21 protein-coding genes are annotated in these 23,986 nt (G+C 62.3%); 7 read left to right on the top strand and 14 right to left on the bottom strand.

From position 1 onward, the window contains the following. Positions 1-72: 72 nt before the first annotated feature. On the top strand, positions 73-609 hold the full coding sequence (locus AC245Y_RS00665; protein ID WP_017995915.1) for a glyoxalase superfamily protein: 537 nt from the start codon (positions 73-75) through the stop codon (positions 607-609). A gap of 585 nt (positions 610-1,194) precedes the next feature. Here the strand turns inward: AC245Y_RS00665 and AC245Y_RS00670 are convergent. The 3 genes from AC245Y_RS00670 to AC245Y_RS00680 form a co-directional block, all read right to left on the bottom strand. Continuing rightward, on the bottom strand, positions 1,195-1,824 hold the full coding sequence (locus tag AC245Y_RS00670; RefSeq protein WP_026157561.1) for a glutathione S-transferase family protein: 630 nt from the start codon (positions 1,822-1,824) through the stop codon (positions 1,195-1,197). A 97-nt stretch (positions 1,825-1,921) separates the two neighbouring features. Continuing rightward, a complete protein-coding gene (locus AC245Y_RS00675) occupies positions 1,922-2,404 on the bottom strand; it encodes an anthrone oxygenase family protein (protein WP_012755868.1) in 483 nt (160 codons plus the stop codon). Between the two features lie 2 nt (positions 2,405-2,406). Beyond that, positions 2,407-3,231: an NmrA family NAD(P)-binding protein gene (locus AC245Y_RS00680; RefSeq protein WP_017995919.1), complete on the bottom strand. Its 825-nt coding sequence runs from the start codon at positions 3,229-3,231 to the stop codon at positions 2,407-2,409. Between the two features lie 101 nt (positions 3,232-3,332). On the opposite strand from AC245Y_RS00680, the gene AC245Y_RS00685 reads away from it, so the two are divergent. From AC245Y_RS00685 to AC245Y_RS00695, 3 genes are all read left to right on the top strand, one after another. Next, positions 3,333-3,986 (top strand): TetR/AcrR family transcriptional regulator, encoded by a 654-nt coding sequence (locus AC245Y_RS00685; protein WP_012755870.1) that lies wholly within the window; start codon positions 3,333-3,335, stop codon positions 3,984-3,986. 72 nt (positions 3,987-4,058) lie between these two features. After that, positions 4,059-4,748, top strand: a complete 690-nt coding sequence (locus tag AC245Y_RS00690) for an orotate phosphoribosyltransferase (RefSeq protein ID WP_012755871.1) — start codon at positions 4,059-4,061, stop codon at positions 4,746-4,748. A 61-nt stretch (positions 4,749-4,809) separates the two neighbouring features. Continuing rightward, complete coding sequence (locus tag AC245Y_RS00695; RefSeq protein WP_017995920.1) at positions 4,810-5,736, top strand: carbohydrate kinase family protein; 927 nt, start codon at positions 4,810-4,812, stop codon at positions 5,734-5,736. A gap of 317 nt (positions 5,737-6,053) precedes the next feature. On the opposite strand, the gene otsA is transcribed toward AC245Y_RS00695, so the two are convergent. The 3 genes from otsA to AC245Y_RS00710 form a co-directional block, all read right to left on the bottom strand. Beyond that, complete coding sequence (gene otsA, locus AC245Y_RS00700; RefSeq protein WP_012755875.1) at positions 6,054-7,469, bottom strand: alpha,alpha-trehalose-phosphate synthase (UDP-forming); 1,416 nt, start codon at positions 7,467-7,469, stop codon at positions 6,054-6,056. Between the two features lie 580 nt (positions 7,470-8,049). Then, a complete protein-coding gene (gene pgi, locus AC245Y_RS00705) occupies positions 8,050-9,675 on the bottom strand; it encodes a glucose-6-phosphate isomerase (RefSeq protein ID WP_026157562.1) in 1,626 nt (541 codons plus the stop codon). Between the two features lie 151 nt (positions 9,676-9,826). Beyond that, positions 9,827-11,527 carry a long-chain fatty acid--CoA ligase gene (locus AC245Y_RS00710; protein WP_017995924.1) on the bottom strand — a complete coding sequence of 567 codons (1,701 nt, stop codon included), beginning with the start codon at positions 11,525-11,527 and terminating at the stop codon, positions 9,827-9,829. Between the two features lie 268 nt (positions 11,528-11,795). On the opposite strand from AC245Y_RS00710, the gene AC245Y_RS00715 reads away from it, so the two are divergent. Beyond that, positions 11,796-12,188, top strand: a complete 393-nt coding sequence (locus tag AC245Y_RS00715; protein ID WP_011650296.1) for a PRC-barrel domain-containing protein — start codon at positions 11,796-11,798, stop codon at positions 12,186-12,188. Positions 12,189-12,430: 242 nt separating this feature from the next. Here the strand turns inward: AC245Y_RS00715 and AC245Y_RS00720 are convergent, their stop codons facing one another. The 6 genes from AC245Y_RS00720 to osmF form a co-directional block, all read right to left on the bottom strand. Continuing rightward, complete coding sequence (locus tag AC245Y_RS00720) at positions 12,431-14,887, bottom strand: glycoside hydrolase family 2 protein (RefSeq protein ID WP_017995925.1); 2,457 nt, start codon at positions 14,885-14,887, stop codon at positions 12,431-12,433. Between the two features lie 81 nt (positions 14,888-14,968). Then, positions 14,969-15,364 carry a VOC family protein gene (locus AC245Y_RS00725; RefSeq protein WP_011650298.1) on the bottom strand — a complete coding sequence of 132 codons (396 nt, stop codon included), beginning with the start codon at positions 15,362-15,364 and terminating at the stop codon, positions 14,969-14,971. A gap of 47 nt (positions 15,365-15,411) precedes the next feature. Further along, positions 15,412-16,161 (bottom strand): ABC transporter permease, encoded by a 750-nt coding sequence (locus AC245Y_RS00730; protein WP_017995926.1) that lies wholly within the window; start codon positions 16,159-16,161, stop codon positions 15,412-15,414. Next, positions 16,158-17,102 carry an ABC transporter ATP-binding protein gene (locus AC245Y_RS00735; protein ID WP_017995927.1) on the bottom strand — a complete coding sequence of 315 codons (945 nt, stop codon included), beginning with the start codon at positions 17,100-17,102 and terminating at the stop codon, positions 16,158-16,160. Before AC245Y_RS00735 ends, AC245Y_RS00730 begins: the two co-directional genes overlap by 4 nt. After that, positions 17,099-18,265 carry an ABC transporter permease gene (locus AC245Y_RS00740; RefSeq protein WP_017995928.1) on the bottom strand — a complete coding sequence of 389 codons (1,167 nt, stop codon included), beginning with the start codon at positions 18,263-18,265 and terminating at the stop codon, positions 17,099-17,101. Before AC245Y_RS00740 ends, AC245Y_RS00735 begins: the two co-directional genes overlap by 4 nt. A gap of 91 nt (positions 18,266-18,356) precedes the next feature. Then, the gene (gene osmF, locus AC245Y_RS00745) at positions 18,357-19,265 is read right to left on the bottom strand and encodes a glycine betaine ABC transporter substrate-binding protein OsmF (protein WP_017995929.1); all 909 of its coding nucleotides are present in this window, start codon (positions 19,263-19,265) and stop codon (positions 18,357-18,359) included. A 422-nt stretch (positions 19,266-19,687) separates the two neighbouring features. Between osmF and AC245Y_RS00750 the strand changes: the two genes are divergently transcribed. Together AC245Y_RS00750 and AC245Y_RS00755 are read left to right on the top strand one after the other, a co-directional pair. Continuing rightward, positions 19,688-20,908 (top strand): LysR family transcriptional regulator, encoded by a 1,221-nt coding sequence (locus AC245Y_RS00750; protein ID WP_017995930.1) that lies wholly within the window; start codon positions 19,688-19,690, stop codon positions 20,906-20,908. A gap of 28 nt (positions 20,909-20,936) precedes the next feature. Further along, positions 20,937-21,662, top strand: a complete 726-nt coding sequence (locus AC245Y_RS00755; RefSeq protein WP_012755885.1) for a copper homeostasis protein CutC — start codon at positions 20,937-20,939, stop codon at positions 21,660-21,662. Positions 21,663-21,902: 240 nt separating this feature from the next. Here AC245Y_RS00755 and AC245Y_RS00760 read toward each other — a convergent pair whose 3' ends face one another. Both AC245Y_RS00760 and AC245Y_RS00765 read right to left on the bottom strand, forming a co-directional pair. Then, positions 21,903-22,922: a zinc-binding alcohol dehydrogenase family protein gene (locus AC245Y_RS00760; RefSeq protein WP_017995931.1), complete on the bottom strand. Its 1,020-nt coding sequence runs from the start codon at positions 22,920-22,922 to the stop codon at positions 21,903-21,905. A 63-nt stretch (positions 22,923-22,985) separates the two neighbouring features. Next, positions 22,986-23,960, bottom strand: coding sequence for an ABC transporter permease (locus AC245Y_RS00765; protein WP_003545129.1), 975 nt, complete (start codon positions 23,958-23,960; stop codon positions 22,986-22,988). Positions 23,961-23,986 lie beyond the last annotated feature (26 nt).

The raw sequence follows: 23,986 nt of genomic DNA on the forward strand, positions 1-23,986 counted from the left end.
CGATCGATGGCGAACGGGTCAGCAGACGCGGGCACTGATCTTCCTGTTTGCCGCCAACGGAAGGATGACATCATGCGCGATTTTCGCGATGCCAAGCTCATGGCAAAGACATTGCGGCAGGCCCTTGCCGACCGCGACATTTCGCTCACCCACAGCGAGACGCTCGAAATCGTCGCCCGGCAGTTCGGGCTCGATCAGTGGAATATCCTCTCGGCAAAGATCGATGCGGCGGGGGCTAACCCCTCTGCCATCGGCATCGAGCCGCCGATGCCGATCTTCCGCATCTTCTCTGTCGAAAAGGCCATGGAGTTCTATTGCGGCTTTCTCGGCTTCCATCTCGATTGGGAGCACCGTTTCGGCGAAAACTTCCCACTCTATTGCCAGGTCTCGCGCGACGGCATGGCGCTGCACCTCAGCGAACATTCCGGCGACGCCAGCCCCGGCGCCAAGGCCTTCGTCCGCGTCGCCAATGTGCGGGCCTATCACGCCGAGCTCTCAGGCAAGGACTACCGCTACATGAAGCCCGGCGTCGAGCAAGCGCCGTGGGGACTGGAGATGACCGTCACCGACCCCTTCAGCAACCGCATCGCCTTTTGCGAGCAGAAGTAGCCGGCCAACTCGTCTTTAGTCACGCTCCGGCTAAGGAGAGACGCAAGGCGCTGCCACATGTCTCTTCTCCCCAGCGGGGAGAAGAGGGAGCCGCGGCACCCTCCAACGTACCTCATCCTGAGGTGCGCAGCCCGCAGGGCGAAGCCTCGAAGGATATGCGGCAACACTGCTTCCTGCATAGATCCGACGCCGGAACGCCCGCCTCGTCCTTCGAGGCCCCTTGCGGGGCACCTCAGGATGAGGCTCTCTTGAATGCCGGCGCTCCGGGGCGCTGGCGCGGGACGGCGCCGTGGGTCGCGGGCATGCCTGCCGAGAGGAGCAAAATGAAATACCTTCCAGTCTTCGTCCTAACGTTTCTGTCGATTTTTTTCGGATGGTTATTCTATGAAAGGTACTGGAAGTTCCGAGGTTGCATATCGCAAGCCCTATCCAGTTGCCTCACTCCCGACGGTGACAATCTAACGCAAGGCGGCTCTCTGTGGGCTGGTTTGGCAGGGCTGTTCTTGTTGCTCGCTGTGATCTCAGCCTGGCGCGCGTTCCGCACCCGGGATGCTGGCAAATAGCCGGAACGAGTAGGACTTTGTCTTAGCCGGCCGAATGTGGGTCCATACTATAGGGATAGACCGGATGATCGGCGCCGATGGCATCCCGAACGCGACCGGACCAGGCGGCGAAGGCGGAATAGGCTGCGAGAGAAAAGCCGCAATCCTCGGCCCGGTGGCTATAGGCGTAAACCGCGATATCCGCGATCGTCAGCTGCTGGCCGACAAGAAACAGGCTGTCGCTGAGGCTGCGATCGATGGCGGCAAGCGCGCGGGCTGCGGCTTCGCGCTTGCCCGCGACCATGCTCTGGTTACGCTCCAGCCGTCCCGTCAACGTCCAGAAGCGCAGCGAGCCGATGACCGGCTCGACATGATACTGTTCGAAGAACAGCCATTGCATGACCTTGGCGCGCAGATAGTGATCTGACGGCAGGAAGCGCGTGCCCTCGGCAAGAAAAGTGAGGATCGCATTGGATTCGGCGATCGCACGACCATCGTCGAGTTCGAGAACCGGGATGGCGCCCACCGGATTGAGTTCCAGGAACGTCTCGGTGCGGTTCTCGCCCTCGAAGATCGATACCATGCGACTGCGGTAGGGCATGTCGAGCAGGCCGAGCAAAACCCGGACCTTCCAGCCATTTTGCGACGGCAGATAATCGTGAAGCGTAAACATGACGGTCCTTTCGCGGCGATTGCCCAACATCGCATGCCCGCCCGGGGCCAACCACCCGATTCCTGAAAGGCGCGTTGGATCGCCGGGAAGCAACCATTCAGACGATCATCAACGCCCGCACGAAGGCGACCGAGGCGAGTAGCGAGGCGATGGTCCGCACATGGTTCCACCGCGTCCAGTCCCTGACATAGGTGGCCCAGAGCTGAACCGCTTCCGGCCCATTGCCGCCGACCTTTGCCAGCGCATCGTTCATCGGCACGTTGAAGATGATGGTCGAGAGGAAAGAGGCGAAGATGTAGAGAGCTGCACCCGCCAGCATCAGAAAGGATGCCCCGCCGCGCCAGTCGATCAGGGCGAGCACGGCGATGACGAGGCAGAGGATCGCCGTCGGCACGAAGAGGCCCATGAAGGGCGAGCGGACGATCGTCACGTTGATCGAGTTCATCGCCGCAATGCCTTGCTCCGCCGGGATCCGCGAGAAGGCGGTCATGATGAAGGTCGAGAAGGCAAAGAAGATGCCGGCGACGAGGCCGCTGCCGATCGCCGCGGCCACGAGGAAAAGGGTGAGAAAGATCTGCATGGTCAGGCGCTCCATAGTCCGGTTGCCGCGGTCCGGCGGGCACATTCGCTGAAATCGGTGGCGGGACGGCCGAGAATTTCGGCGACACCGCCCATGGTGCCGGAATTGCGCCCATCGAGCACCTGGCTGAAAAGCTCCTCCAGAAGATCGATCAGGCCCTGCGGCAGGCCGGCATCCGCAAGCCCGCCGGTGAAATCCGCCATCGACACCTGCTCATATTCGATCGGCCGCCCGGCGGCCTGGGCGATCTCGGCGACCGCCTGACGGAATGTCAGCGCCCGCGGGCCGGTCAGTTCGTAAGTCTTGTTGCGATGGCCGGGATCGGTCAAGGCGGCGACGGCGGCATCGGCGATGGCGTCGGCATCGATGAAAGGTTCGCTGATCTCGCCTGCCGGCAATTGCAGCCGGCCGCCAATGATCTGCTCGACAAAGGCGCCCTCGCTGAAGTTCTGGCAGAACCAGGAGGCGCGCAGGATGGTGGTGTTTATGCCGGAAGCTTTCAGCGCCGCTTCGCTTCGCTGCGCGCCCTCTTCGCCGCGGCCGGAAAGCAGCACGATATGCTCAAGGCCGCATTCCACAGCGACCCTGGCGAGCGCTTCGATCGCTTCCGCCGCCCAGGCGACGGAAAGGTCCGGCTGGAAGGCGACATAGGCGCTCGATGCGCCCTCAAGCGCGCCGCGCCAGGTCGACCTGTCCTCCCAGTCGAAGGGCCGTGCGCTGGAGCGTGATGCCGCACGAACGGTGAGGCCGCGCGCTTCCAGACGCTTGATGATGCGGCTGCCGGTCTTTCCCGATCCACCAACGAGGACGATTTCGGAAGTCTGCATGTCAAAACTCCTCCCAAACTTTCAAACAAGAGAAACTCTCTCATTTGCAAAATGAGATAATCTCTCTTATTTTGTTTGTCAACGTGGAAAAAGGAAAGAGCATGTCGGAACAGCCGGTCGCAACGCGCAGGCGCCAGCAGGAGTCTACCGGCCAGCTGCGCCGCATCCCCAGCCAGCAGCGTGGCCGCGAGCGCTTCGAAAAGATCCTCACCGTGGCCGCCGAGCTGATCGAAAGCCATGGCAGCGACGGCCTGAAGATGAGCGAGATCGTCGAAAAGGCCGGCCTTTCCTTCGGCGCCCTCTACCAATATTTCCCCGACAAGACCTCGATCATCCGCACATTGGCCGAGCGCTTCAACGAAGAGGGCAGGCGGTGTGTCGAAGAGGAGCTGGCGAAGGTGACCGACGCTGCGGCCCTGCAGGGCGCGCTCGCTAATATCGTCGACGAATATTACGCCTTCTTCCGCCGCGAGCCTGTCATGCGCGACATCTGGCATGCGACCCATACCGACAAGCTGCTGCAACAGGTCGATGCCGTGGACATGGAATTTCATGCCCAGGCATTTCTCGCCGTGCTTATCCGTCTATGGCCGGATCGCGACCGCAGGGAGTTGCTCGTGATCGCCCGGCTGACGATGCAGTTGCTTGCCGCCGCCGTGCGTTATGCCGTTTCGCTGGATGCGGAGGAGGGCGCCCAGGCGATCGCCCTGTTCAAGAAGATGCAGATCGTTGATATCGGCAGTCTGCTGCAATAGCCCCGCCTTTCGTCTGGAAACGTCGGGCTCTTGCTGCTATTCCCGCAAGGATCCAAGCCGAAGGAGAGCCGCATGATCCAGACCACATTTCCCGACCGCGCCGTGATGGCTGAATTGCTGGCCAAGATGCTCTGGGAAATCAAGGCGGTGCATTTCAATGCCGCCCAGCCCTATAAACTCTCCTCCGGCATGGCGAGCCCGGTCTATATCGATTGCCGCAAGCTGCTCTCCTTCCCGCGCATCCGCTCGACGGTGATGGATTTCGCCGCCAGCATCCTGTTGCGCGATGCCGGCTTCGAGCAGTTCGATTGCATCGCCGGCGGCGAGACCGCCGGCATTCCCTTCGCCGCCCTGCTTGCCGATCGTCTCGGCCTGCCGATGATCTATGTCCGCAAGCAGCCGAAGGGCCATGGCCGCAATGCCCAGATCGAAGGCAATATGCCGGAAGGGTCGCGCGTGCTCGTCATCGAAGACCTGACGACAGCAGGCGGCAGCATGTTCAAGTTCATCGATGCCGTCCGTGCCGCTGGCGGCATCGTCGATCACGGCATCGCGCTGTTCTTCTACGGCATATTCGGCGAACAGCGCTTTGCCGACGGCAAGGTCAGGCTGCATCACATCGCCACCTGGCGTAATGTTCTGGCCGTTGCCAAGGAGCAGAAGCTCTTCGACGACAAGACGCTCTCGGAAGTCGAGGCCTTCCTCGATGCGCCGCTCGCCTGGTCGGGAAGGAATGGCGGGGTGAGTGAGCTTTCGCTCTAGCTAGTTGACAAAAGCTCGCTTAATCGGTTGATGAACACATAAGTGCTGTTGGAGGAATACGATGATTTTGTGCTGCGGCGAAGCCTTGATCGACATGCTGCCGAGGGACACGACGCTGGGCGAAAAGGGCTTTGCGCCCTATGCCGGCGGCGCAATCTTCAACACCGCAATCGCGCTCGGCCGCCTCGGTATCCCGACCGCCTTCTTCACCGGCATCGCCGATGACATGATGGGCGAAATCCTGCTTGAGACGCTGAAGGCGAGCAATGTCGATTACAGCCCATGCGCCATCACGTCGCGTCCCTCGACGATCGCCTTCGTCAAGCTGGTCAACGGCCAGGCGACCTATGCCTTCTACGACGAGGGCACGGCCGGCCGGATGATCACCACGGCCGACCTGCCCGATCTCGGCGATGATTGCGAGGCGCTGCATTTCGGCGCAATCAGCCTGATTCCGAGCCCCTGCGGCGAAACCTACGAAGCCTTGCTCGACCGCGAAGCCGCAAGCCGCGTCATCTCGCTCGATCCGAATATCCGTCCCGGTTTCATCAAGGACAAGCCGTCGCATATGGCCCGCATCAAGCGCATGGCCGGCAAAGCCGACATCGTCAAATTCTCCGATGAGGATCTCGAATGGTTCGGCCTGCAGGGCGACCATGATGCGCTCGCCGCCCATTGGCTGAACCACGGCGCCAAGCTCGTCGTCATCACCAAGGGCGCGGAAGGCGCTTCCGGTTATACCAAGGAGCGCAAGGTGACGGTGCCGAGCGAACGCGTCACCGTGGTCGACACGGTCGGCGCCGGCGATACCTTCGATGCCGGCATCCTGGCGTCGCTGAAGATGGATAATCTGCTGACCAAGGCGCAGGTCGCTTCGCTCGACGAAAAGGCGCTGCGCAACGCCCTGACCCTCGGCGCCAAAGCCGCCGCCGTCACCGTCTCCCGCGCCGGCGCCAATCCACCCTGGGCTCGTGAGATTGGGCTTTAAGGCTTAGGCCGGAACCTCTCGATTCCCTCTTCTCCCCAGCGGGGGTCCGAAGGACGGGTTGAGACCGGTGGCTCAACCCTGGCAAAGGTGCCCGTAGGGCGGATGAGGGGGCCGGCGAAGCCGGTCTTTCCAACGCTCCTGCTGGGTTCGGTGATGAGGGGTTGTGCTGTGCGGCCCCCTCATCCGCCTCCGGCACCTTCTCCCCGAGGGGAGAAGAGATACGCGGCAACGTCTCGATTCCCTCTTCTCCCCCAGCGGGATCCGAAGGACGGGTCGGCCCGAAGGGTCGGATGCGCGGACCGGTCGGCACCGATCGATCAGGAGCCTATCCGGGAGTCACGCTCCGGTCGAAGCTCGGGAGCAAGCACCAGATCCCCCAAGAAGTTTTCGCACCAAAGTGAGACGTCGTGGGTTAGCAGATGTTCCATCATCATGCTCCAGCGGTCACGGCGCTCCTCCAGCGACATGGCAAGCCCCTTGGCGATGGCATTGGCAGTGCCTTCGACATCGTAAGGATTGACCAGCAGTGCGCCCTTCAACTCGCGAGCCGCACCGGCGAAGCGCGATAGCACCAATACGCCCGGGCGATCCGGGTCCTGGGCGGCGACATATTCCTTGGCGACGAGGTTCATGCCGTCGCGCAACGGCGTGACCAGCCCGATCGTCGCCAGCCGGTAGAGGCCGGCAAGCACGTTGCGGCTGATCGATCGGTTGACATAGCGGATCGGCACCCAGTCGACCGTTCCGATGGCGCCGTTGACACGGCCGGCCTGTTCGGCGACCATCCCCTGCATATGCTCGTATTCGGGAACTTCCGATCGCGATTTCGGTGTGACCTGCAGATAGGTGACCTTGTTCTGGTAGGCAGGATTGCTGGTGAGGAAGGTTTCGAACGCTTCCAGCCGCTGAATGATGCCCTTCGAATAATCGAGGCGGTCGACCCCGATGATCATGTCCCGGCCTTCAACGCTGCGCCGGGTCTTCTGTACCATGATATTGTTTGCGGCTCTCTCGGCGAATTCGGCGAAGGCAGCAGTTTCGATCCCGATCGGATAGGCGCCGGCCTTGAATATCCGCCCATGGGAATCGAACAATCCATTTCCGAGGTCGTCGCCAATTCCCTCCCTTCTGAGATACCCGGCAAAGTTCTGGAGGTCGTAGTCGGTCTGGAAGCCGACGAGATCGTAATGCGAGAGCCCGCGCATGATTTCCTCATGGACGGGCATCGTGACGAGAATGTCGGCCGGCGGCCAGGGAATGTGCAGGAAGAAGCCGATCCGGTTTTTCAGCCCCATTTGGCGCAGTTCGGCCGCCAGCGGAATGAGGTGGTAATCATGAACCCAGATGATGTCGTCCGGCTCGATCATCGGCGCCAACCTGTGGGCGAAGAAGCGGTTGACGCGGAAATAGCCGGCCATTTCCTTCCGGCCATATTCGGCGAGGTCCAGGCGGTAATGGCAGATGGGCCAGAGAACCCGGTTTGCGAAGCCGCGATAATATTCCTCGACGTCGGTGTCGGTGAGATCGGTCAGCGCATAGGTGATGTTGCCCTTCTGCAGCTGTGACAGCGGGCCAGGTTCCCTGTCCCCGCTCGATTCTCCCGACCATCCCATCCAGATGCCGCCCCGCTCCTGCAGGGCTGCCTGCAGCGCGACGGCCAGGCCGCCGGCAGCGGCGCTCCCATCTTTGGCCGGCATGGGAACACGATTGGAAACGACGACAAGACGGCTCATGAGCTTCCTTTGGTGAAGATAGGCCATGAAAACGCTGGGTGACGAGCGTCTTGAGGCATCTCCCGAACTTGGGCAGGGACCCCATGCAGTGAAGGCGCCGACATCGACAGAGCCGACCCGGACGCGAGCGCCGGGTGCAGATGCCAACAAGAACAACGAACGGCGCATTTTCCGCACAGATTTTGCTTGAATCTAGGGCGATTCCAACGGATTGAAAGAATTCATTCTATAATTTTTTGATTAGGAGAACGTTCATCCGGTTTCGCACCGTGGGCCCCATCAAAAGGGATGTGCCAGGCCGACCGCCATCAGTTCGCCATTGCGGCGGCAATGTCGATGTTGGCGCCAATCCGCCCCGGCGCGTGAGATTGATTTGTAAGGTTGGAGCCAGCGTCAGCGCGCCTGCAGGCACCTTCTCCCCGTTCTGACGGGGAGAAGGAAATTTGCCGTGACCTCTCCGTTCCTCACTCGCCTTTCGCAGGGCATGTCACCTCTCCCCGTCAGAACGGGGGTCCGGAGGACGGGTCGAGACGAGTGGCTTGACCCCGGCAAGGTTAGGGTGAGGGGCAATCTCGATCGCTTACTTCGCCAGCTTCGCCAGTGCCGCAACCAGGCCCTGCGTCGAAGAGTCATGCGCGGCCGCACTTTCCTTGCCTTCGACGACAGGCAGCAGACCCGTTGCCAGTTCCTTGCCGAGCTCGACGCCCCACTGGTCGAAGGAGTTGATGCGGAAGAGCACGCCTTCGACGAAGACGCGGTGTTCGTAAAGCGCGATCAGCCGGCCGAGCGCATAAGGGGTCAGCTTGTCGTAGACGAAGGTGATCGACGGCCGGTTGCCGTTAAAGACGCGGTGCGGCGCGATGAAATCGGCCTTTTTGTCGTCCATGCCCTTGTCGGTCAGCTGCTTTTTGGCCTCTGCGAAGGTGCGCCCTTTCATCAGCGCTTCCGACTGGGCGAGAACGTTGGAGATCAAGAGCTGGTGCTGGTGGCGCAGCTCCGGCTCGAAGGCGTTGGCAGCGATCATGAACTCCGCGGGGATGATGCTCGTGCCCTGATGGATGAGCTGGTAGAAGGCGTGCTGGCCGTTGGTGCCGGGCTCGCCCCAGACGACGGGGCCGGAATTGCCTTCGACCGGCGTGCCGTCGATGGTGACGCCCTTGCCGTTCGATTCCATGTCGAGCTGCTGCAGATAGGCCGGGAAACGCGACAGGCGCTGGTCGTAGGGCAGGATGGCGCGGGTGGGGTAGCCCAGCACATTGCGATGGTAGAAGCCGATCAGGCCGAGCAGCACAGGCAGGTTTTCGGTAATCGGCGCCTTACGGAAATGATTGTCGACGGCGTGGGCTCCGTCGAGGAACTTGCCGAAATTCTCAGGGCCGACTGCGATCATCAGCGGCAGGCCGATCGCCGACCAGATCGAGTAACGGCCGCCGACCCAGTCCCAGAAGCCGAAGACGCGGGCGCTGTCGATGCCGAAGGCGGCGACCTTGTCGAGCGCCGTCGAGACGGCGGCGAAGTGGTGCTGCACGGCCGCTTCGCCGAGCGCCTTGGCGATGAAATTGCGCGCCGTCTGCGCATTGGTCATCGTCTCGACGGTGGTGAAGGTCTTCGAGGCGACGATGAACAGCGTCGTTTCCGGCTGCACCAGCTTCAGGATATCGGCGATATGGGCGCCGTCGATATTGGAGACGAAATGCGCGCGCGGACCGTCATGGAAGGGGGCAAGCGCCAGCGTCGCCATCACAGGGCCGAGATCCGAGCCGCCGATGCCGATATTGACGACATCGGTGATCGCCTTGCCGGTCGCACCCTTCAGCGTGCCGGAGCGGACGTCGTCGGCAAACTTGCCCATGGCGGCAAGCACCGCATTGACGTCGGGCATGACATCCTTGCCGTCGACTAGAACCGGCGTGTTGGAGCGGTTGCGTAGCGCGGTGTGCAGAACGGCGCGATCCTCGGTGAAATTGATCGCCTTGCCGGAGAACATTTCCTCGCGCTTCGTCTCGACGCCGCCGTCTTCGGCGAGCTTCACCAAGAGCTTGAGGATGTCGTCATTCACCGCCGTCTTGGAAAAATCCATCAGCAGGTCGTCAAGCGCGACGGAAAAGCGCGAAAAGCGCTGCGAATCGGTGGCGAAGGCGGCACGGATATCGGTTGCCTTGGTGGCATCAGCGGTGCTTTTCAGCTGTTCGACGATGGCGTTCATGGGAGGCTCCTTTGGAGGCGGAAAGGTTGCGGAAACTATTCGCTTTCTCACCCGCAAATCAAGTTCAGCCACCTGTCGAAATGGAAAAAAGCCACCCGCGGCAAGCGGATGGCCCCTTCAGGAAAGCCTCTAATTCATCAAATCGTCGAATTCAGCCGCGCAGGTCCTTGCGCAGGATCTTACCAACAGGCGACTTCGGCAACTCGGTGCGGAACTCGATGAAGCGCGGCCGCTTGTAGTTGGTGAGGTTGGCGATGCAATGGGCTTTCACCTCGGCTTCCGTCAGGTTCGGATCCTTCCTGACGACGAAGAGTTTGACCGCCTCGCCGGAATGTCCGTCCGGCACGCCGATGGCTGCGGCCTCGAGGATGCCGGCATGCATGGCGGCGACTTCCTCGATCTCGTTCGGATAGACGTTGAAGCCGGAGACGAGGATCATGTCCTTCTTGCGGTCGACGATCTTGGTATAGCCGCGGTCGTCCATGAAGCCCATGTCGCCCGAGCGGAAATAGCCGTCATCGGTCATCACCCGCGCCGTCTCCTCCGGCTTCTGCCAGTAGCCGGCCATCACCTGCGGCCCGCGGATGCAGATCTCGCCGACGTCGCCGAGCGGTAGCGAATTGCCAGCTTCGTCGCGGATGTCGAGTTCGGTGGAGGGAAGCGGCAGCCCGATCGTGCCGGTGAACTCGGGCGAATCGAAGCGGTTGGCGGTGGCAACGGGCGATGTCTCGGAAAGGCCGTACCCCTCTGTCACTGCCGTGCCTGTCATCTTCAGCCAGCGGTCGGCGACCGGGCGCTGCACAGCCATGCCGCCGCCGAGCGACATGATCAGCGAGGAGAAGTCGAGCTTGGCGAAATCGGCATTGTTCATCAGCGCATTGAACAGCGTGTTGAGGCCGGGGAAGATATGCACCTTCGACTTTTCGAATTCCTTGACGAGACCGGGAATGTCGCGTGGATTGGCGATCAGGATATTGTGGGCGCCGAGCGACATGCCCATCAGCGAATTCACCGTCAGCGCAAAGATGTGGTAGAGCGGCAGGGCGCAGAGGAAATTCAGCACCTCCGGCTCTTTCTTGCGCTCGAAGGCCGATCGAAGCCAGAGCGACAGCTGCGCCTTGTTGGCAAGCAGGTTCTGATGCGTCAGCACCGCGCCCTTGGCAACGCCCGTCGTGCCGCCGGTATATTGCAGGAAAGCGATATCGCTGCCCGTCAGCGTGACCGGCTGGAGCTTTTTTCCCGCACCTTCACGGAGCACCTGGCCGAAGCTCTTGTGCTGAGGGATCGACCAGGAGGGAACGAGCTTCTGCACCTTGCGCACGACGAAATTGACGATCAGCCCCTTCGGCCCCAGCATTTCCCCGAGCGAGGTGACGACGACATGGCGGAGATCCGTCTTGTTGAGGACCTGCTCGACCGTGCGTGCGAAATTCTCCAGCACGAAGATCGCCTTGGCGCCGGAATCCTTCAACTGGTGTTCGAGTTCGCGCGGCGTATAGAGCGGGTTGACGTTCACCACCACGAGGCCGGCGCGCAGGATGGCATAGGTGGCAATCGGGTTCTGCAGCACGTTCGGCATCATCACAGCGACGCGGTCGCCCTTCTGAAGGCCGGTGCTCTGCAGCCAGGTGGCGAGTTTGCGCGTCTGGCTCTCCAGTTCGCGGTAGCGCATCCCCTTGCCCATGCTGGAAAAGGCGGTCCGGTCGGCATAACGGGCGCAGGATTTTTCCAGCAGTTCGGCAAGCGAGGCATATTCCAGCGGCGGAATCTCTGCCGGAACGATATCGGGGTAGGCGGCAAGCCAGGGCTTGTCCGGCCTGGCGCCGTTCGGATGGACGGAAATGCTGTTCATCTGTCTCTCTCCCCTGCGGCCGCCGCGCCGACATCATTCGGCAGATAACCAGAAAGATCCTCCATCTTCCAGTCCGGCAGCTTATGCCATTGCCTGAATGGTTCAAGCCGAATGAAGCTATACTAACCTTGACGTAAACGTCAACATTCTGCCAGCACACGATCATGGAAAGGCCAGGGCACAATCATGGAAAGATGGGGAACTTTGAGTCTGCCATGACGTTGATCTTGCATACTCACCATGAGGAAACACCAAAAGGAGATGCACAATGCTGAACCAGGATACTGACGCCACCCGCCGTGACCCGAATGTCAAGAGCACCCACTCGCTGATCGCCAGCGACCGCGTCGAGGGCACCCGTGTCTATGGGGCCGATGGCAAGCATATCGGCTCGATCGAACGCCTGATCATCGGAAAGCTCGACGGCCGTGTTGCCTATGCCGTGCTGAGCTTCGGCGGCTTCCTGGGCATCGGTCATGATCACTATCCGCTTCCCTGGGAAAAGCTGAACTACGACACCCAGCTGGATGGCTATCGCATCGACCTGACCAAGGAGCAGATCGAAGGCGCCCCGAGCTATTCGGACGATGACGACACCTGGTACAACGACAATGGCCGCCGGGTCTATGATTACTACGGCGTGCCGCCCTACTGGATGTAACGTCGTCCGATAGCCGAGCTGGAAGGGCCCCGCGGATGCGGGGCCTTTTTGGTGTTAGGTTCGTGTCGATGGCTGCCTATTGTAGTTCGCGCCAATGGTTGCTCCTCATCCGGCTGCCGCCACCTTCTCCCCGCTCGCGGGGCGAAGGGGGTAAGCCGCGGCCTCTCCGTTCCCTCAGCCTCTCGCAGGGCACGTCCCCTCTCCCCGTTTTTACGGGAGAGGGTTAGGGTGAGGGGCAGCCACTAGCGCGAACCGACAACAAGATCGTTGGCCGACCGCAGAACGGTGCCGAAGACAATGTCGTCTGCCCCGATCGCCTTTGTCGTCTTGACCACAAACACGTGGCTCTCGCCCGGCAGCAGCGTCACCAGCATCGTGTCGACGACGGCATGCGGATCCAGCCGGTCGGCCATCAGGCAGAGATCCTTGAGGAAGTTTTGCGCCGTCACCTTGACCGCATACCCGCCGTCGATCCCGACGACATCGACCGTCAGCCGCGGCGCCGGCAGGGCAAGCTCGATATCCTCGACGAAATAGTGGAAGGCCCGCCTGTCGAGCATCTGCACGACGATGAGCTCGTTCTTCGGTAAGTCGGGGGTGACGATCTCCTCGGGCAGCGGAAATTCCTTTGCTTCGAAACGGTCGCAGAGCAGCCGCCAGAATTCGAATTCGGCAAGGACGGTGCCGTCGAGCTTCAGGCGTTTGCCGCTGATCTTCGCCCGCCAGAACAGCGTCCGTTCATTGACGGCCACCGCCGCAAGCCCGCCGCCACGCGGCTGGATCGTCAGCAGGCGCGGATCATAGGCTGCCTTCAGCGCGTACCAGAGCGGCTTGCGGCGTCCGGCGGAATCGAGGGCGGCCCAGGAGGTCACCGGCCAGCAATCGTTGAACTGCCAAACCACCGCACCCTTGCAGATATCCCGATGCGAGCGCATGTGCTCGACGCCGAAACGGATGGCGCGCGCCTGGTTGAGCTGGGTGGCGAAGTGCCAGTCGTCCATCGTCCGGGGCTCCGGCAGATGGCCGGACAGGCCGCGGATCAGCTTGTCATTGCCCTCAGTCGCCTTCTGATGGTGGAAGACGCCGTTCGATTGCGGCGTCAGCGGCGCATCATGCAGGCTTTCTTCGATCGTCGCCCAGGCCGCCGGTGCCTGCCAGCCGAATTCGGAGCAGAAGCGCGGGATATAATTGCGGTAGACCTCGTAGCCGACATCGTTCCACACGTCCCAGATATGTTTGCAGCCATGACCGTCGGCATTGGGTTCGATCTCAATCGAGCCGGAATAGGGGCTGCCGGGATAATAGGGCCGGTCCGGATCGAGTTCGGCGCAGAGTTTCGGCAGCAGGTCGAGATAGTAGCCGAGCCCCCAGCTTTCGCCCGCCTTGATGATCGGCCGCCAGCCCCATTCGTCGAAGCCCCAGATGTTCTCGTTATTGCCGTTCCAGAGGACGAGCGAGGCATGCGGCATCAGCCGCACGACATTGTCGCGCACCTCCGCCTCGACCTCGCTTCTGAGCGGCTCTTCCTCCGGATAGGCGGCGCAGGCAAAGAGGAAATCCTGCCAGACCAGCATGCCCTTGCGGTCGCAGGCCTCATAGAACTCGTCGGCCTCGAAGATGCCGCCGCCCCAGACGCGCAGCATATGAATATTGGCGGCTTTTGCTTCCTCGATCCGCGCGGCATAACGCTCAGCGGTCACCCGCGGGGGAAAACAATCGTCCGGAATCCAGTTCGCCCCGCAGATGAGGAGCGGCACGTCGTTGATGACGAAGGTGAAGGCCGAGCCGTGTTCGTCGGCCGAAGTATCGAGCCGCAGCGAGCGGAAACCGAGTTCGCGCTGATAGCTGTCGAGCAGATCGTCGCTGGCCTCGTCGACCAGACTCAGCGTCATCGGATAGAGCGGCTGCGCGCCGAGATGGTGCGGCCACCAGAGCTGCGGCGAGGGGAGGGCAAGCTCGAAGGAAACTGCGTCTTCGTCAGGCGCAATCGCCACCGTCTTGCTCACGCCGCCGATTTCGGCAACGAGCCTCAACGGCGTCTTATCTCCATGCCGCGCCAGCCGGGCATGGACCTTCACTAGGCCGTCGCCGCCGGCAAGTATTGCCGACACCCTGGTTTCGGCAAGCCGCGCCCGGTCCCAGCTTTCCAGCCGGACCGGCTTCCAGAGGCCTGCTGTCACCAGCGTCGGCCCCCAGTCCCAGCCGAAATTGCAGGCCATCTTGCGCATCAGATTGCCCGGTCCCGGATAGTTGTTGGGACGGTAGCCGTAATGCTTTTCCATCTCCGCGCCATAGACGTAGGCGGAGCGAAAGGTGACAGAAAGGTCGTTGGCGCCGGCCTTCAGCAGTGCCGAAACATCGAAACGATAGCCGCGGTGCATGTTGAAGGTGCGGCCGATCTCTTCGCCGTTGAGTGAGATAACCGCGATCGTATCGAGCCCGTCGAAGACGAGTTCATGCACCCTGCCATCTTCTGGCATCGCCTCGAAGCTGCAGCGATAGGTCCAGTCGGTCTTGCCGATCCAGTCATTGGTGATTTCGTTGACGTCGATATAGGGATCGGGGATCAGCCGGTTGGCGAGAAGGTCGAGATGCACGCAGCCCGGGACCGTCGCGGGGATTGCAGCCGGCAGACCGGGCCTGGCTGTATCGTTGCAGGAGAGCGTCCAGCCGGAATTGAGCGCAGTCTTTTCGATCATGGCGGGCTCCTGATGCATGCCGCTTGAAGCTGTGGGATTATCTGTGGTGTGGAACGTATCGGTGGTTCGGCGTCAGATGCCTCAGAGAAACCGGCCGTGGCGCTGCAGCACCTCGATCTTGTATCCATCGGGATCACTGATGAAGAAGAACAGGCCGAAGAGCTTGCCGTCGCGGTTGAGCTCCACCAGTTCACCGGGCTTGAGCCCAAGCTTCGACAGCCGCTCGCGCTCGACCGCCACCTCTTCGACGGAGACGGCGAGATGGCCGTAGGCATTGCCGAGGTCATAGGGCGCGGTCCGGCCCTTGTTGACGGTCAATTCCAGCTCGAAGCCGGTCTCGGCATTGCTCATATAGATCAGCGTGAAGGTTTCGAAATCGACGCGGTCGGCGACCGAAAGGCCGAAGGCCCTCTCGTAGAATTCGACGGAGCGCGCCTCATCGAGAACGCGGATCATGGAGTGGATCATCTTCGCCAATTCTGCCTCCCAATGTGCCGATCACTGCGATCTTGGTACCCGTCCTCTTACGCCGGGCGCAAGCCGATTCTTCGCGTAATCGCGCCTTCGACCAAGCCCATGGCATCATAGATCAGCACCGCCATCAGGCCGACGATGAGGCCGCCCTGCAGGATGAAGGCGGTGTTGTCGGAAATCAGCCCGGCAATGATGACCTCGCCGAGGCCCTTGGCCGCAACCGTCGAGCCGATCGTCGCCGTGCCGATATTGATCACGGTCGCCACCTTCAGCCCTTCGAGGATCAGCGGCAGGGCTAGCGGCAGCTCGACGCGAAACAGCCGCTGCGTGCCGTTCATACCCATGCCGTCGGCGGCATCGAGCACTTGTGGCGAAACCTGCTTCAGCCCGGCGACGGTGTTTTCGAAGATCGGCAGCAGGCCGTAGAGAAAGAGCGCGATCAGTGTCGGCATGGCGCCGAAGCCGGTGGCGGGAACGGCGAGCGCCAGCACCGCGACGGGTGGAAAGGTCTGCCCCGCATTGGCGATGGCGCGCGACAGCGGCAGGAAGTCAGCCCCGCTTTCCCGCGTCACGAAGATGCCGCCGATAACGGCGAGCACGGCGCTGCAGACGATCGAGCCGATCACCAGCTGCAGATGGCCGGCGGCCAGTGAAGCAAGGCTGTTTTGCGTATAGACGGCGGGCGCATTGTTGCTGGTCAGCGGCACCAGCATGAAGGAAAGCCACTCCGTCCTGAACAGCAGGATGAGCAGCAAAGCCAGCGCCGCCAGGCGGAAGAGATTGGCGACGACGAGCTTCATGCCTTGCGGCCCAGTTCGAGCAGCCGCGTCATCGAGATCGATCCCACCGGCGCCTTTTGCGCATCCTGAACCGCCGCCTCGTCGACCCCCTGCCAGATCATTTCGGCCAATGCGTCACGCAGGCTGAGCGATTGCGGCAGGGCATAGGCGAGACCTTTCTTGGCCGGCTCCATGCTTTCCTTCAGCGGCAGCAGCGACATCAGCTTCAGCGCCCGGTCGGAGGTGCCGGTCAATTGCTGCACGAAGGGATCGGCGGGTTCGGTGAGGATCTTTTCCGGCGTCGAGCATTGCAGCAATCTGCCCTCGCTCATCACCGCGATCTGATTGCCGAGATGGAAGGCCTCGTCCATGTCGTGGGTGACGAGAATAACCGTCGTGCCGAACTGTTTCTGGATCGCCAAGAGATCGTCCTGCGCCTTGCCGCGGATGACGGGATCGAGCGCGCCGAAGGGTTCGTCCATCAACAGCAGTTCCGGCTCGGCCGCCAGCGCCCGGGCCACACCGACGCGCTGCTGCTGGCCGCCGGAGAGCTGATGCGGATATTTGTCGGCAAAGGTTGCCGGATCGAGGTTGAAAAGCCCGAGCAGTTCCTCGACTCGCTTGGCGATGCGGGCGGAATCCCAATCGAGAAGCTGCGGCACGGTGGCGATATTCTGCGCCACGGTCCGGTGCGGAAAGAGGCCGTGTCCCTGGATGGCATAGCCGATCTTGCGGCGAAGCTCGGTCACCGGAACGTCCATCACATTCTGCCCGCCGACGAAAATCTCGCCTTCGGTGATCGGCACCAGTCGGTTGATCATCCGCATCAGCGTCGATTTGCCGGAGCCAGACGTGCCGACGATGACGGTAATCTCGCCCTTCTCGACACTCATCGAGACGTCGTCGACGACGGTGGCGGCGCCGTAGCGCTTGGTGACGTTCCTGATCTCGATCATGGTCATGCGGCAGATCCCCGGATGCTTTCGATGACCGCATCGAGGATGACGGCCGATGAGAAGGCGAAGAAGACGGTCGGCACGGCGCCGAGCAGGACGAGGTCCATGGCCGTCTGGCCGAGCCCCTGGAAGATGAAGATGCCGAAGCCGCCGCCGCCGATCAGTGCGGCAATCGTCACCATGCCGATCGCCTGCACCAGCACGATGCGGATGCCGGTGAGGATCACGGGAAAGGCAAGCGGCATGTCGATTCCAACAAGGATCTGCCACCGCGTCAGCCCCATGCCGGCCGCAGCATCGCGCACCGAGGGGTCGACGCCCTGCAGGCCGACAACGGTGTTGGCGACGATCGGCAGCAGCGAGTAGAGCACCAGCGCAATCAAGGCAGGCGCCGTGCCGATGCCGCGAATGCCGATCGCGGCGGCGAGCGGCACATGGGTGGCGAGATAGCCGAGCGGCAGCATCAACAGGCCGAAGAGCGCCAGGCTCGGGATCGTCTGGATAAGGCTCAGCCCCTGCAGCACGATGGCCCGCAGCTTCGGCACCCAGAAGCAGAGGATGCCGAGCGGCAGGCCGAGAACAATGGCGATGGCAAGCGAGCCGAACGCCAAGAGCAGATGCGAGATCGCTTCGGTTTCGAACTGCGGTGCCCGTGTCGAAAATTCCTTCATGATCGAAAGGCTGTCGAGCAGGCCGGATGAGAGCGAGATGAAGAGCAGCGCCGTATAGGCGGCCAGGGCTGCGATCCGCATCCAGGGCGCCAGGCGGATCTTCACCAGCGCATCGGATATGACGAGGCCGATCACCGCAAACAGCACCCAGAAGCCGCCGCCGGGCGTCATCCGCGCCACCGTGCTGCCGGGGGGCGTTGCCGCCGTCGAGACGAGGCCGATCGCAACGATCAACGCCGCAAGGCAGAGTGTGGCGATGGCAAGTCGCGCGATCGCATTGCGTAGGAACAGCGTGGCAATGGCGGTGAGAAGGAGGAGCACGGTCAGGATGACGACGGAAGGCTGGGGAAGAAGCTGCATCAGCAGCATCGGCTTGCCGGCGGCGATGCGGTTTGCCTTCACGTAGATGAAGGGCATCAGTGCCGTCGCCGCGATGCCGCCGGCCACCAGAACCACGCCGAGCCGGTCCAGCCTGCGGACCGCTAAGGTTTCTGCCATGAATCCCAATCCTGTCTGGCCAACCCTGTCAGGAAAGCCAATCCTGTCAGGAAAGAAAGCTCCGCCCTTAATCGGGCGGAGCGGGCAATGACTACTTCAGGAAGCCTTTTTCCTTGAGATAGGCTTCGGCGACGGACTTTGCCGGCTCGCCGTCGACCTGGATCTTGGCGTTGAGCTTGCGCAATTCGTCGGCGGTCAGGCTCTTGAAGATCGGCGAGAGCACTTCCTCGATCTTCGGATTGGCCTTCAACACCTCTTCGCGGATGATCGGCGTCGGGGCATAGACCTGCTGCACGTTCTTGTCGTCTTCGAGAACGGTGAGTTCAGCCGCTTCGATGGCGCCGTCGGTGCCGTAGACCATGGCGGTGTTGACGCCGTTCGTCTGGTCGGCGGCCGCCTTGATCGTTGCCGCCGTGTCGCCGCCGGAAAGAACGACCATCTGGTCGGGCTTCAGCTGGAAACCGTAGGTCGTCTGGAAGGCCGGAAGCGCGCCGGCCGAATTGACGAATTCGGCGGAGGCGGCAAGCTTGGCGGCACCGCCGCCGGCAACCCATTTGCCGAAGTCCGTGAGGCTCTTCAGCTTGTTCGGGCCGGCAACATCGCTGCGCACGGCGAGCGCCCAGGTGTTGTTGGCAGGCGACGGCGTCAGCCAGACGATCTTGTTGGCGTCGTAATCGAGCTTCTTCGCCAGCTCATAGCCCTGGTCGATGTTCTTCCAGGCGGCGTCATCGGCCTTGTTGAAGAAGAAGCCGGCATTGCCGGTATATTCGGGATAGATGTCGATTTCGCCTGCGGTAATCGCCTTGCGCACGACCGGTGTCGCGCCAAGCGCGATGCGGTCCTGCGTCTTGATGCCGTTCGCTTCGAGAGCGAGCGCGATGACGTTGCCGAGCAGCGTGCCTTCCGTGTCGATCTTCGACGAGACGACGACGTCGGCGGCATGGGCCGCACCCGCTGCGAAGGCGGAGAGCGAAACGGCAAGTGCGAGTTTCTTCAGCATGGAATATCCCCTTGTTAAACACCGTTGAATGAGGCTCAAGCCCTTGGCGGGAGGCTTGCGCGCAGAAAAATCCGCCGGCGAGGGCGACCAAGTCGCCATCATGCCGGAATTGCGTGCGTCATGGAAATAGCGTTCATGCCCGAAAAATCGATGCAAGCCCCCTCCAGTATTTGCAGCCGCGGCACGATTATGGCGGCGAATGCACCTCCGCGCGCGGAAACGCATTCCCTTTTCCAAGGCCGGCGCGATTTGTTTTTGTCCCCTTGCGTGTTTCCACGATATTCCCAGGCTCTGTTGCGGATTCCCGCCGCCCGGATTTTTCTATGATCGAACGATAGCCCGGCTCTCCGGAGGCAGGGATATCTTTTTTCCTGAACACATCATATCGTCCGGTTTTTCCAGCACTTTCCGGAGGTGGCCGTTTGCATCTTGGTGCCCTGTTCATCGCCAGCCATGTCCTGACCTCCGGTTCGGTCCGCGAGACCGCGCGGCGCTTCCAGCTGTCGCCCTCCACCGTCTCGACGGCAATCCATAATCTCGAGACCGAACTGGCGATGACGCTGACCGAACGCGCCTCCGGCGAGCTGGCGATGCTAATTGCGAGCGGCAGGGTGCTGGAAGGCCTGAAGCCGATCATGGCTGCGATCGGTGAGCTCGGCCAATGGGCCGGTCACGACGGCGACGGGGCTGAGATCGACGAGGTCTGGGCATCGCGCATTCCCGTCAAGATCGTCACGATGGAGCGGTTTCTCGAAGTTGCCGACCAGGGGAGCATCAACCGGGCAGCGCGCCGCCTTCGCCTCGGTCAGCCGCAGCTTTCACTTCAGCTTGCCAATCTTGAGAAATTTCTGACCCATCGCCTGTTCGAGCGCCAGGCGCAGGGCTCGGTGCTGACGGAGGAGGGCAGGCGCGCCTACCAGGTATTCATGGCGATCAGCCAGGCGTGGAACGATCTGAAATCGTCGGCCGACGAGCGTTATCGGCGCACTGCCCGGTCGCTGCGCATCGGTTCGATCATCCCGACCGGATCGGAAAGCTGGGTGGCGCGCTGCCTGGGATCGCTGGTCTCCGAATGGAATGCGCGCCGCAACAACAATGCGATCTCGCTGGTGTCGATGACCGCCGACGATCTGCGCGAGGCGTTGAAGAACGGCCGCATCGATGTCGCAATCCTGGATTCGGTCTTCGGCCTCCAAAGCTTTCGGCATCGCGAACTGCTGCAGACCGATATGGTGGTGATCGCGCCGCCGGATAGTACCGAGACCAGCGTTGCTGATCTCGTCGCCGGCCACCCGATCTGCATGCCGAGCCCGCGCACCGGCCTCGGCCATGCGGCCATGGCCTTCAGCTACGAGCGCGCGCCCAACCGGCGCCGGCGCGGCCAAGATATCACCGCGGCGGATTCGCTGCCTGTCATCGTCGACCTCGTCGCCAATCACGGCTACGTCTCCTTCCTCGGTCGGGTCAGCGCCATGCCGATTGCCGACAAGGTGCGCATCGTCGATCTCGACGAGCACCTGCCGATGTCCTATCACGTCGCCTTCAACCATCGAAAAGCCGCCGCCGATGCCTGCACAATGATCATCGAGGCGGCAGCGAGAATTACCTCTGAAGCGGTCGTGCGAACCGCAGCCGTGGCTTAAGCCTCGGCGGAGCTAGGGAGACCGCAACATGACGATCTTGCTTGAGGTGTGCGTGGACAGCGCCGAAGGCCTTGCCGCCGCGATCGAGGGTGGCGCCGGGCGCATCGAGCTCTGCTCGGCGTTGGAACTCGGCGGCCTGACGCCGTTGCCGAGCCTGATGCGGATCGCCGCCCGGGCACCCATTCCGGTCTATGCGATGATCCGCCCTCACGCCGGCCCCTTCATCTTCGACGGGGCAGACGAGGAGGCGATGATGATCGATATCGACGCCGTGCGCGCCGCCGGCCTTGCCGGCGTCGTCATCGGCGCCAACCGGCCGGATGGTACGCTCGACATGCCGCTGGTCCACCGTTTGAAGGCGCATGCGGCGGGACTCGGCTCGACGCTGCATCGCGCTTTTGATCTGGTGCCGGATGCCGACCAGGCGCTGGAGCAGGCGGTCGAGCTCGGCTGCGAACGCATCCTGACATCAGGCTGCGCGCTGAAGGCGGTAGACGGCCTCGACACGCTGAAGCGCATTTCGGCAAAGGCCGCCGGCCGCATCGCCATCATGCCCGGCAGCGGCATCCGCCCCACCAATGTCGGCGAGATATTGAAGGCGACCGGCGCCCGCGAGGTCCACGGCTCCTGCAGTTCACCGGTCGAAAGCGCCGATCCGCGCGCGGTCGCTTTTGGTTTCGAGGCGAGAAGCACAAACAAGACGGATGTCGCCGTCGTCAGGCAGATGCGCAGGGCGATCGAGGCGGGAGTTTAGCGACCGCGGCTTGCCCTCATCCGGCTGCCGCCACCTTCTCCCCGCTTGCGGGGCGAAGGGGATATGCCGCGACCTCTCCGTCCCCCGCCCAGCTCTCGCAGGGCACGTCCCCTCGCCCCGTTTTACGGGGGTCCGCAGGACGGGTCGAGACCAGTGGCTCGACCCCGGCAAGGTTAGGGTGAGGGGCAGCCGCCGGCGCGAAGCGGACGGAAACCACGTCACGCGTTCGCTGGAAACGCCCTAACCACCAATACTGATCACAGCCTTGATCAGCCCATTCTTCTCATGCGCCCAGCGCGCGAGATCGCGCGGCGCATCGGCAAGCGTCGTGCGGTGGGTGATCAGTTTGTCCACCGGCACCAGCCCTTTGGCGATCGAATCCGCGACATGCTCGAAATCGACGCGGGTGGCGTTGCGGCTGCCGATCACCATCATCTCGCGCTTGTGGAATTCGGGATCGGAGAAGCGGATATCGTCCTTGACGACGCTGACCAGCACCAGCGCGCCTCCATGGGCGACGAAGGAGAAGGCCTTTTCCATCGAAGGGCCGTAACCCGTCGCATCGAAGACCACGTCGAAACCGTCGCCATTGGTCTTTTCCTGTACGGCCTCCGCTGTCGCCTCGTTGGCAACGATGCCGGAGGTGAAGCCGAAACGCTCCGACGCCATCTGCAGCCGCTCGGTGCTGGTATCGAGCAGCGTCACCTCATGGCCTGCGATGCGCGAGAAGATCGCCGCCCCGAGGCCGATCGGCCCGGCGCCGATGACGAGCGCCCGGGCTCCGGCACCGGTCATCGAACGGCGCACCGCATGAGCGCCGATCGCCAGGAACTCGGTCGTCGCCGCCGCTTCGAGGCTTACACCCTTGGCGGCGTAGAGGTTCTCGGCCGGGACTGAAATCTCCTCGCAGAAGGCGCCGTCGGTATGGACGCCGAGCACCTTGATATTGGTGCAGCAATTCGGCTTGCCCTGCCGGCAGGCGATACATTGCCCGCAGGAGAGATAGGGATTGACGATGACAGGCGTGCCGACCGCGATAGTCACACCATCGCCGGCTTCCAGCACCGTCGCGGAGATCTCGTGCCCCATCACCCGGGGATATTCGAGGAAGGGATGTTTGCCCTCGAAGATGTGGTAGTCGGTGCCGCAGATGCCGACATGGCTGACGGCAAGCCGCACCCAGCCGGCGGCGGGAGCCGCTGGCGAAGGGCGCTCGACGATATCGAGCACGCCGGGCTCCCGGCAAAGAACTGCTTTCATGACGGGTCTCGCATTCCTGGAATGGAAGAAGCCGGCTTGTTCAGGCCGGCTGTCTCTTGTCGCTCAATTGCTCCGGCGGCGGCGCAGCTGGTCGAAGAACACGATCACGATGATCAGCAGACCGGTGATGATGCGCTGCCAGAAGGAGTTGACGTTCAGAAGGTTCGCGCCGTTGTTGATGGTGGCGAGAATGAAGGCGCCGATCAGCGGGCCATGCACCGATCCGACCGCGCCAAACAGGCTGGTGCCGCCGATGACGGAGGAGGCGATCGCCTGTAGTTCCCAGCCGTCGGCCTGCGTCGCATTGCCGATCGCGATGCGCGAGGCGAGCAGCACGCCGACGAAGGCGGCGAAGGAGGCCGAGAGGATATAGGCAAGGTAGATCATGCCCTTGACGTTGACGCCGGAAAGGCGCGCCGCCTCGGCATTCGAACCGACCGCGAAGAGATAGCGGCCCCAGCGGCTCAGATGCAGGAAGATGAAGGATGGGACCGCCACCAGGATGACCATCCAGAACAGGCTCGGAATACTGAGCAGATCGGCGCGGGCGAAATTGCTGAAGCCCTCATTGGTGATGTTGATCGTCGAACCGTTGGTGATCAAGAGGCCAATGCCGCGCAGCGATGTCAGGGTTGCCAGCGTGATGATAAAGGGCGGCAGGCCCATATGCACGATGCCGAAGCCATGGAAGGCGCCGATCGCCACACCCATGAGCAGCGTCAGCGCGATCGCCCCCCAGACCGGCACGCCCGCCTGCAGCAGCCAGGCGATGATCACGGTGCAGAAGCCGACGATGGCGCCGACCGAAAGGTCGATGCCGGCGGTGATGATGACGAAGGTCTGGCCGAGCGCCAGGATCGCCGTCATCGCACCCTGACGCAGCAGGTTCGAGATATTGAGCGGCGTCCAGAAGCTCGGGGTGACGACGCCGAGCACGATCCAGAGGAAGATCAGCAGGCCGATCAGCGTCAGGCCGAACAGGATGTTCATTTTCCGGCGCGGCGGCGGCGCGACGATTTCGGTGGGGGTGGCAGTCATGAATTTTCTCCCTCTTATTCTTTTGG

The sequence above is a fragment of the Rhizobium sp. SRDI943 genome (genome assembly GCF_057653695.1).

Excerpts from the sequence above, each read along its gene's own strand:
- AC245Y_RS00760 (WP_017995931.1), bottom strand. The coding sequence starts at position 22,922 with ATGAAAGCAGTTCTTTGCCGGGAGCCCGGCGTGCTCGATATCGTCGAG.
- AC245Y_RS00685 (WP_012755870.1), top strand. The coding sequence starts at position 3,333 with ATGTCGGAACAGCCGGTCGCAACGCGCAGGCGCCAGCAGGAGTCTACC.
- AC245Y_RS00680 (WP_017995919.1), bottom strand. The coding sequence starts at position 3,231 with ATGCAGACTTCCGAAATCGTCCTCGTTGGTGGATCGGGAAAGACCGGC.
- pgi (WP_026157562.1), bottom strand. The coding sequence starts at position 9,675 with ATGAACGCCATCGTCGAACAGCTGAAAAGCACCGCTGATGCCACCAAG.
- AC245Y_RS00710 (WP_017995924.1), bottom strand. The coding sequence starts at position 11,527 with ATGAACAGCATTTCCGTCCATCCGAACGGCGCCAGGCCGGACAAGCCC.
- otsA (WP_012755875.1), bottom strand. The coding sequence starts at position 7,469 with ATGAGCCGTCTTGTCGTCGTTTCCAATCGTGTTCCCATGCCGGCCAAA.
- AC245Y_RS00695 (WP_017995920.1), top strand. The coding sequence starts at position 4,810 with ATGATTTTGTGCTGCGGCGAAGCCTTGATCGACATGCTGCCGAGGGAC.
- AC245Y_RS00720 (WP_017995925.1), bottom strand. The coding sequence starts at position 14,887 with ATGATCGAAAAGACTGCGCTCAATTCCGGCTGGACGCTCTCCTGCAAC.
- osmF (WP_017995929.1), bottom strand. The coding sequence starts at position 19,265 with ATGCTGAAGAAACTCGCACTTGCCGTTTCGCTCTCCGCCTTCGCAGCG.
- AC245Y_RS00675 (WP_012755868.1), bottom strand. The coding sequence starts at position 2,404 with ATGCAGATCTTTCTCACCCTTTTCCTCGTGGCCGCGGCGATCGGCAGC.
- AC245Y_RS00740 (WP_017995928.1), bottom strand. The coding sequence starts at position 18,265 with ATGGCAGAAACCTTAGCGGTCCGCAGGCTGGACCGGCTCGGCGTGGTT.
- AC245Y_RS00670 (WP_026157561.1), bottom strand. The coding sequence starts at position 1,824 with ATGTTTACGCTTCACGATTATCTGCCGTCGCAAAATGGCTGGAAGGTC.
- AC245Y_RS00665 (WP_017995915.1), top strand. The coding sequence starts at position 73 with ATGCGCGATTTTCGCGATGCCAAGCTCATGGCAAAGACATTGCGGCAG.
- AC245Y_RS00690 (WP_012755871.1), top strand. The coding sequence starts at position 4,059 with ATGATCCAGACCACATTTCCCGACCGCGCCGTGATGGCTGAATTGCTG.
- AC245Y_RS00735 (WP_017995927.1), bottom strand. The coding sequence starts at position 17,102 with ATGACCATGATCGAGATCAGGAACGTCACCAAGCGCTACGGCGCCGCC.
- AC245Y_RS00730 (WP_017995926.1), bottom strand. The coding sequence starts at position 16,161 with ATGAAGCTCGTCGTCGCCAATCTCTTCCGCCTGGCGGCGCTGGCTTTG.
- AC245Y_RS00765 (WP_003545129.1), bottom strand. The coding sequence starts at position 23,960 with ATGACTGCCACCCCCACCGAAATCGTCGCGCCGCCGCCGCGCCGGAAA.
- AC245Y_RS00715 (WP_011650296.1), top strand. The coding sequence starts at position 11,796 with ATGCTGAACCAGGATACTGACGCCACCCGCCGTGACCCGAATGTCAAG.
- AC245Y_RS00755 (WP_012755885.1), top strand. The coding sequence starts at position 20,937 with ATGACGATCTTGCTTGAGGTGTGCGTGGACAGCGCCGAAGGCCTTGCC.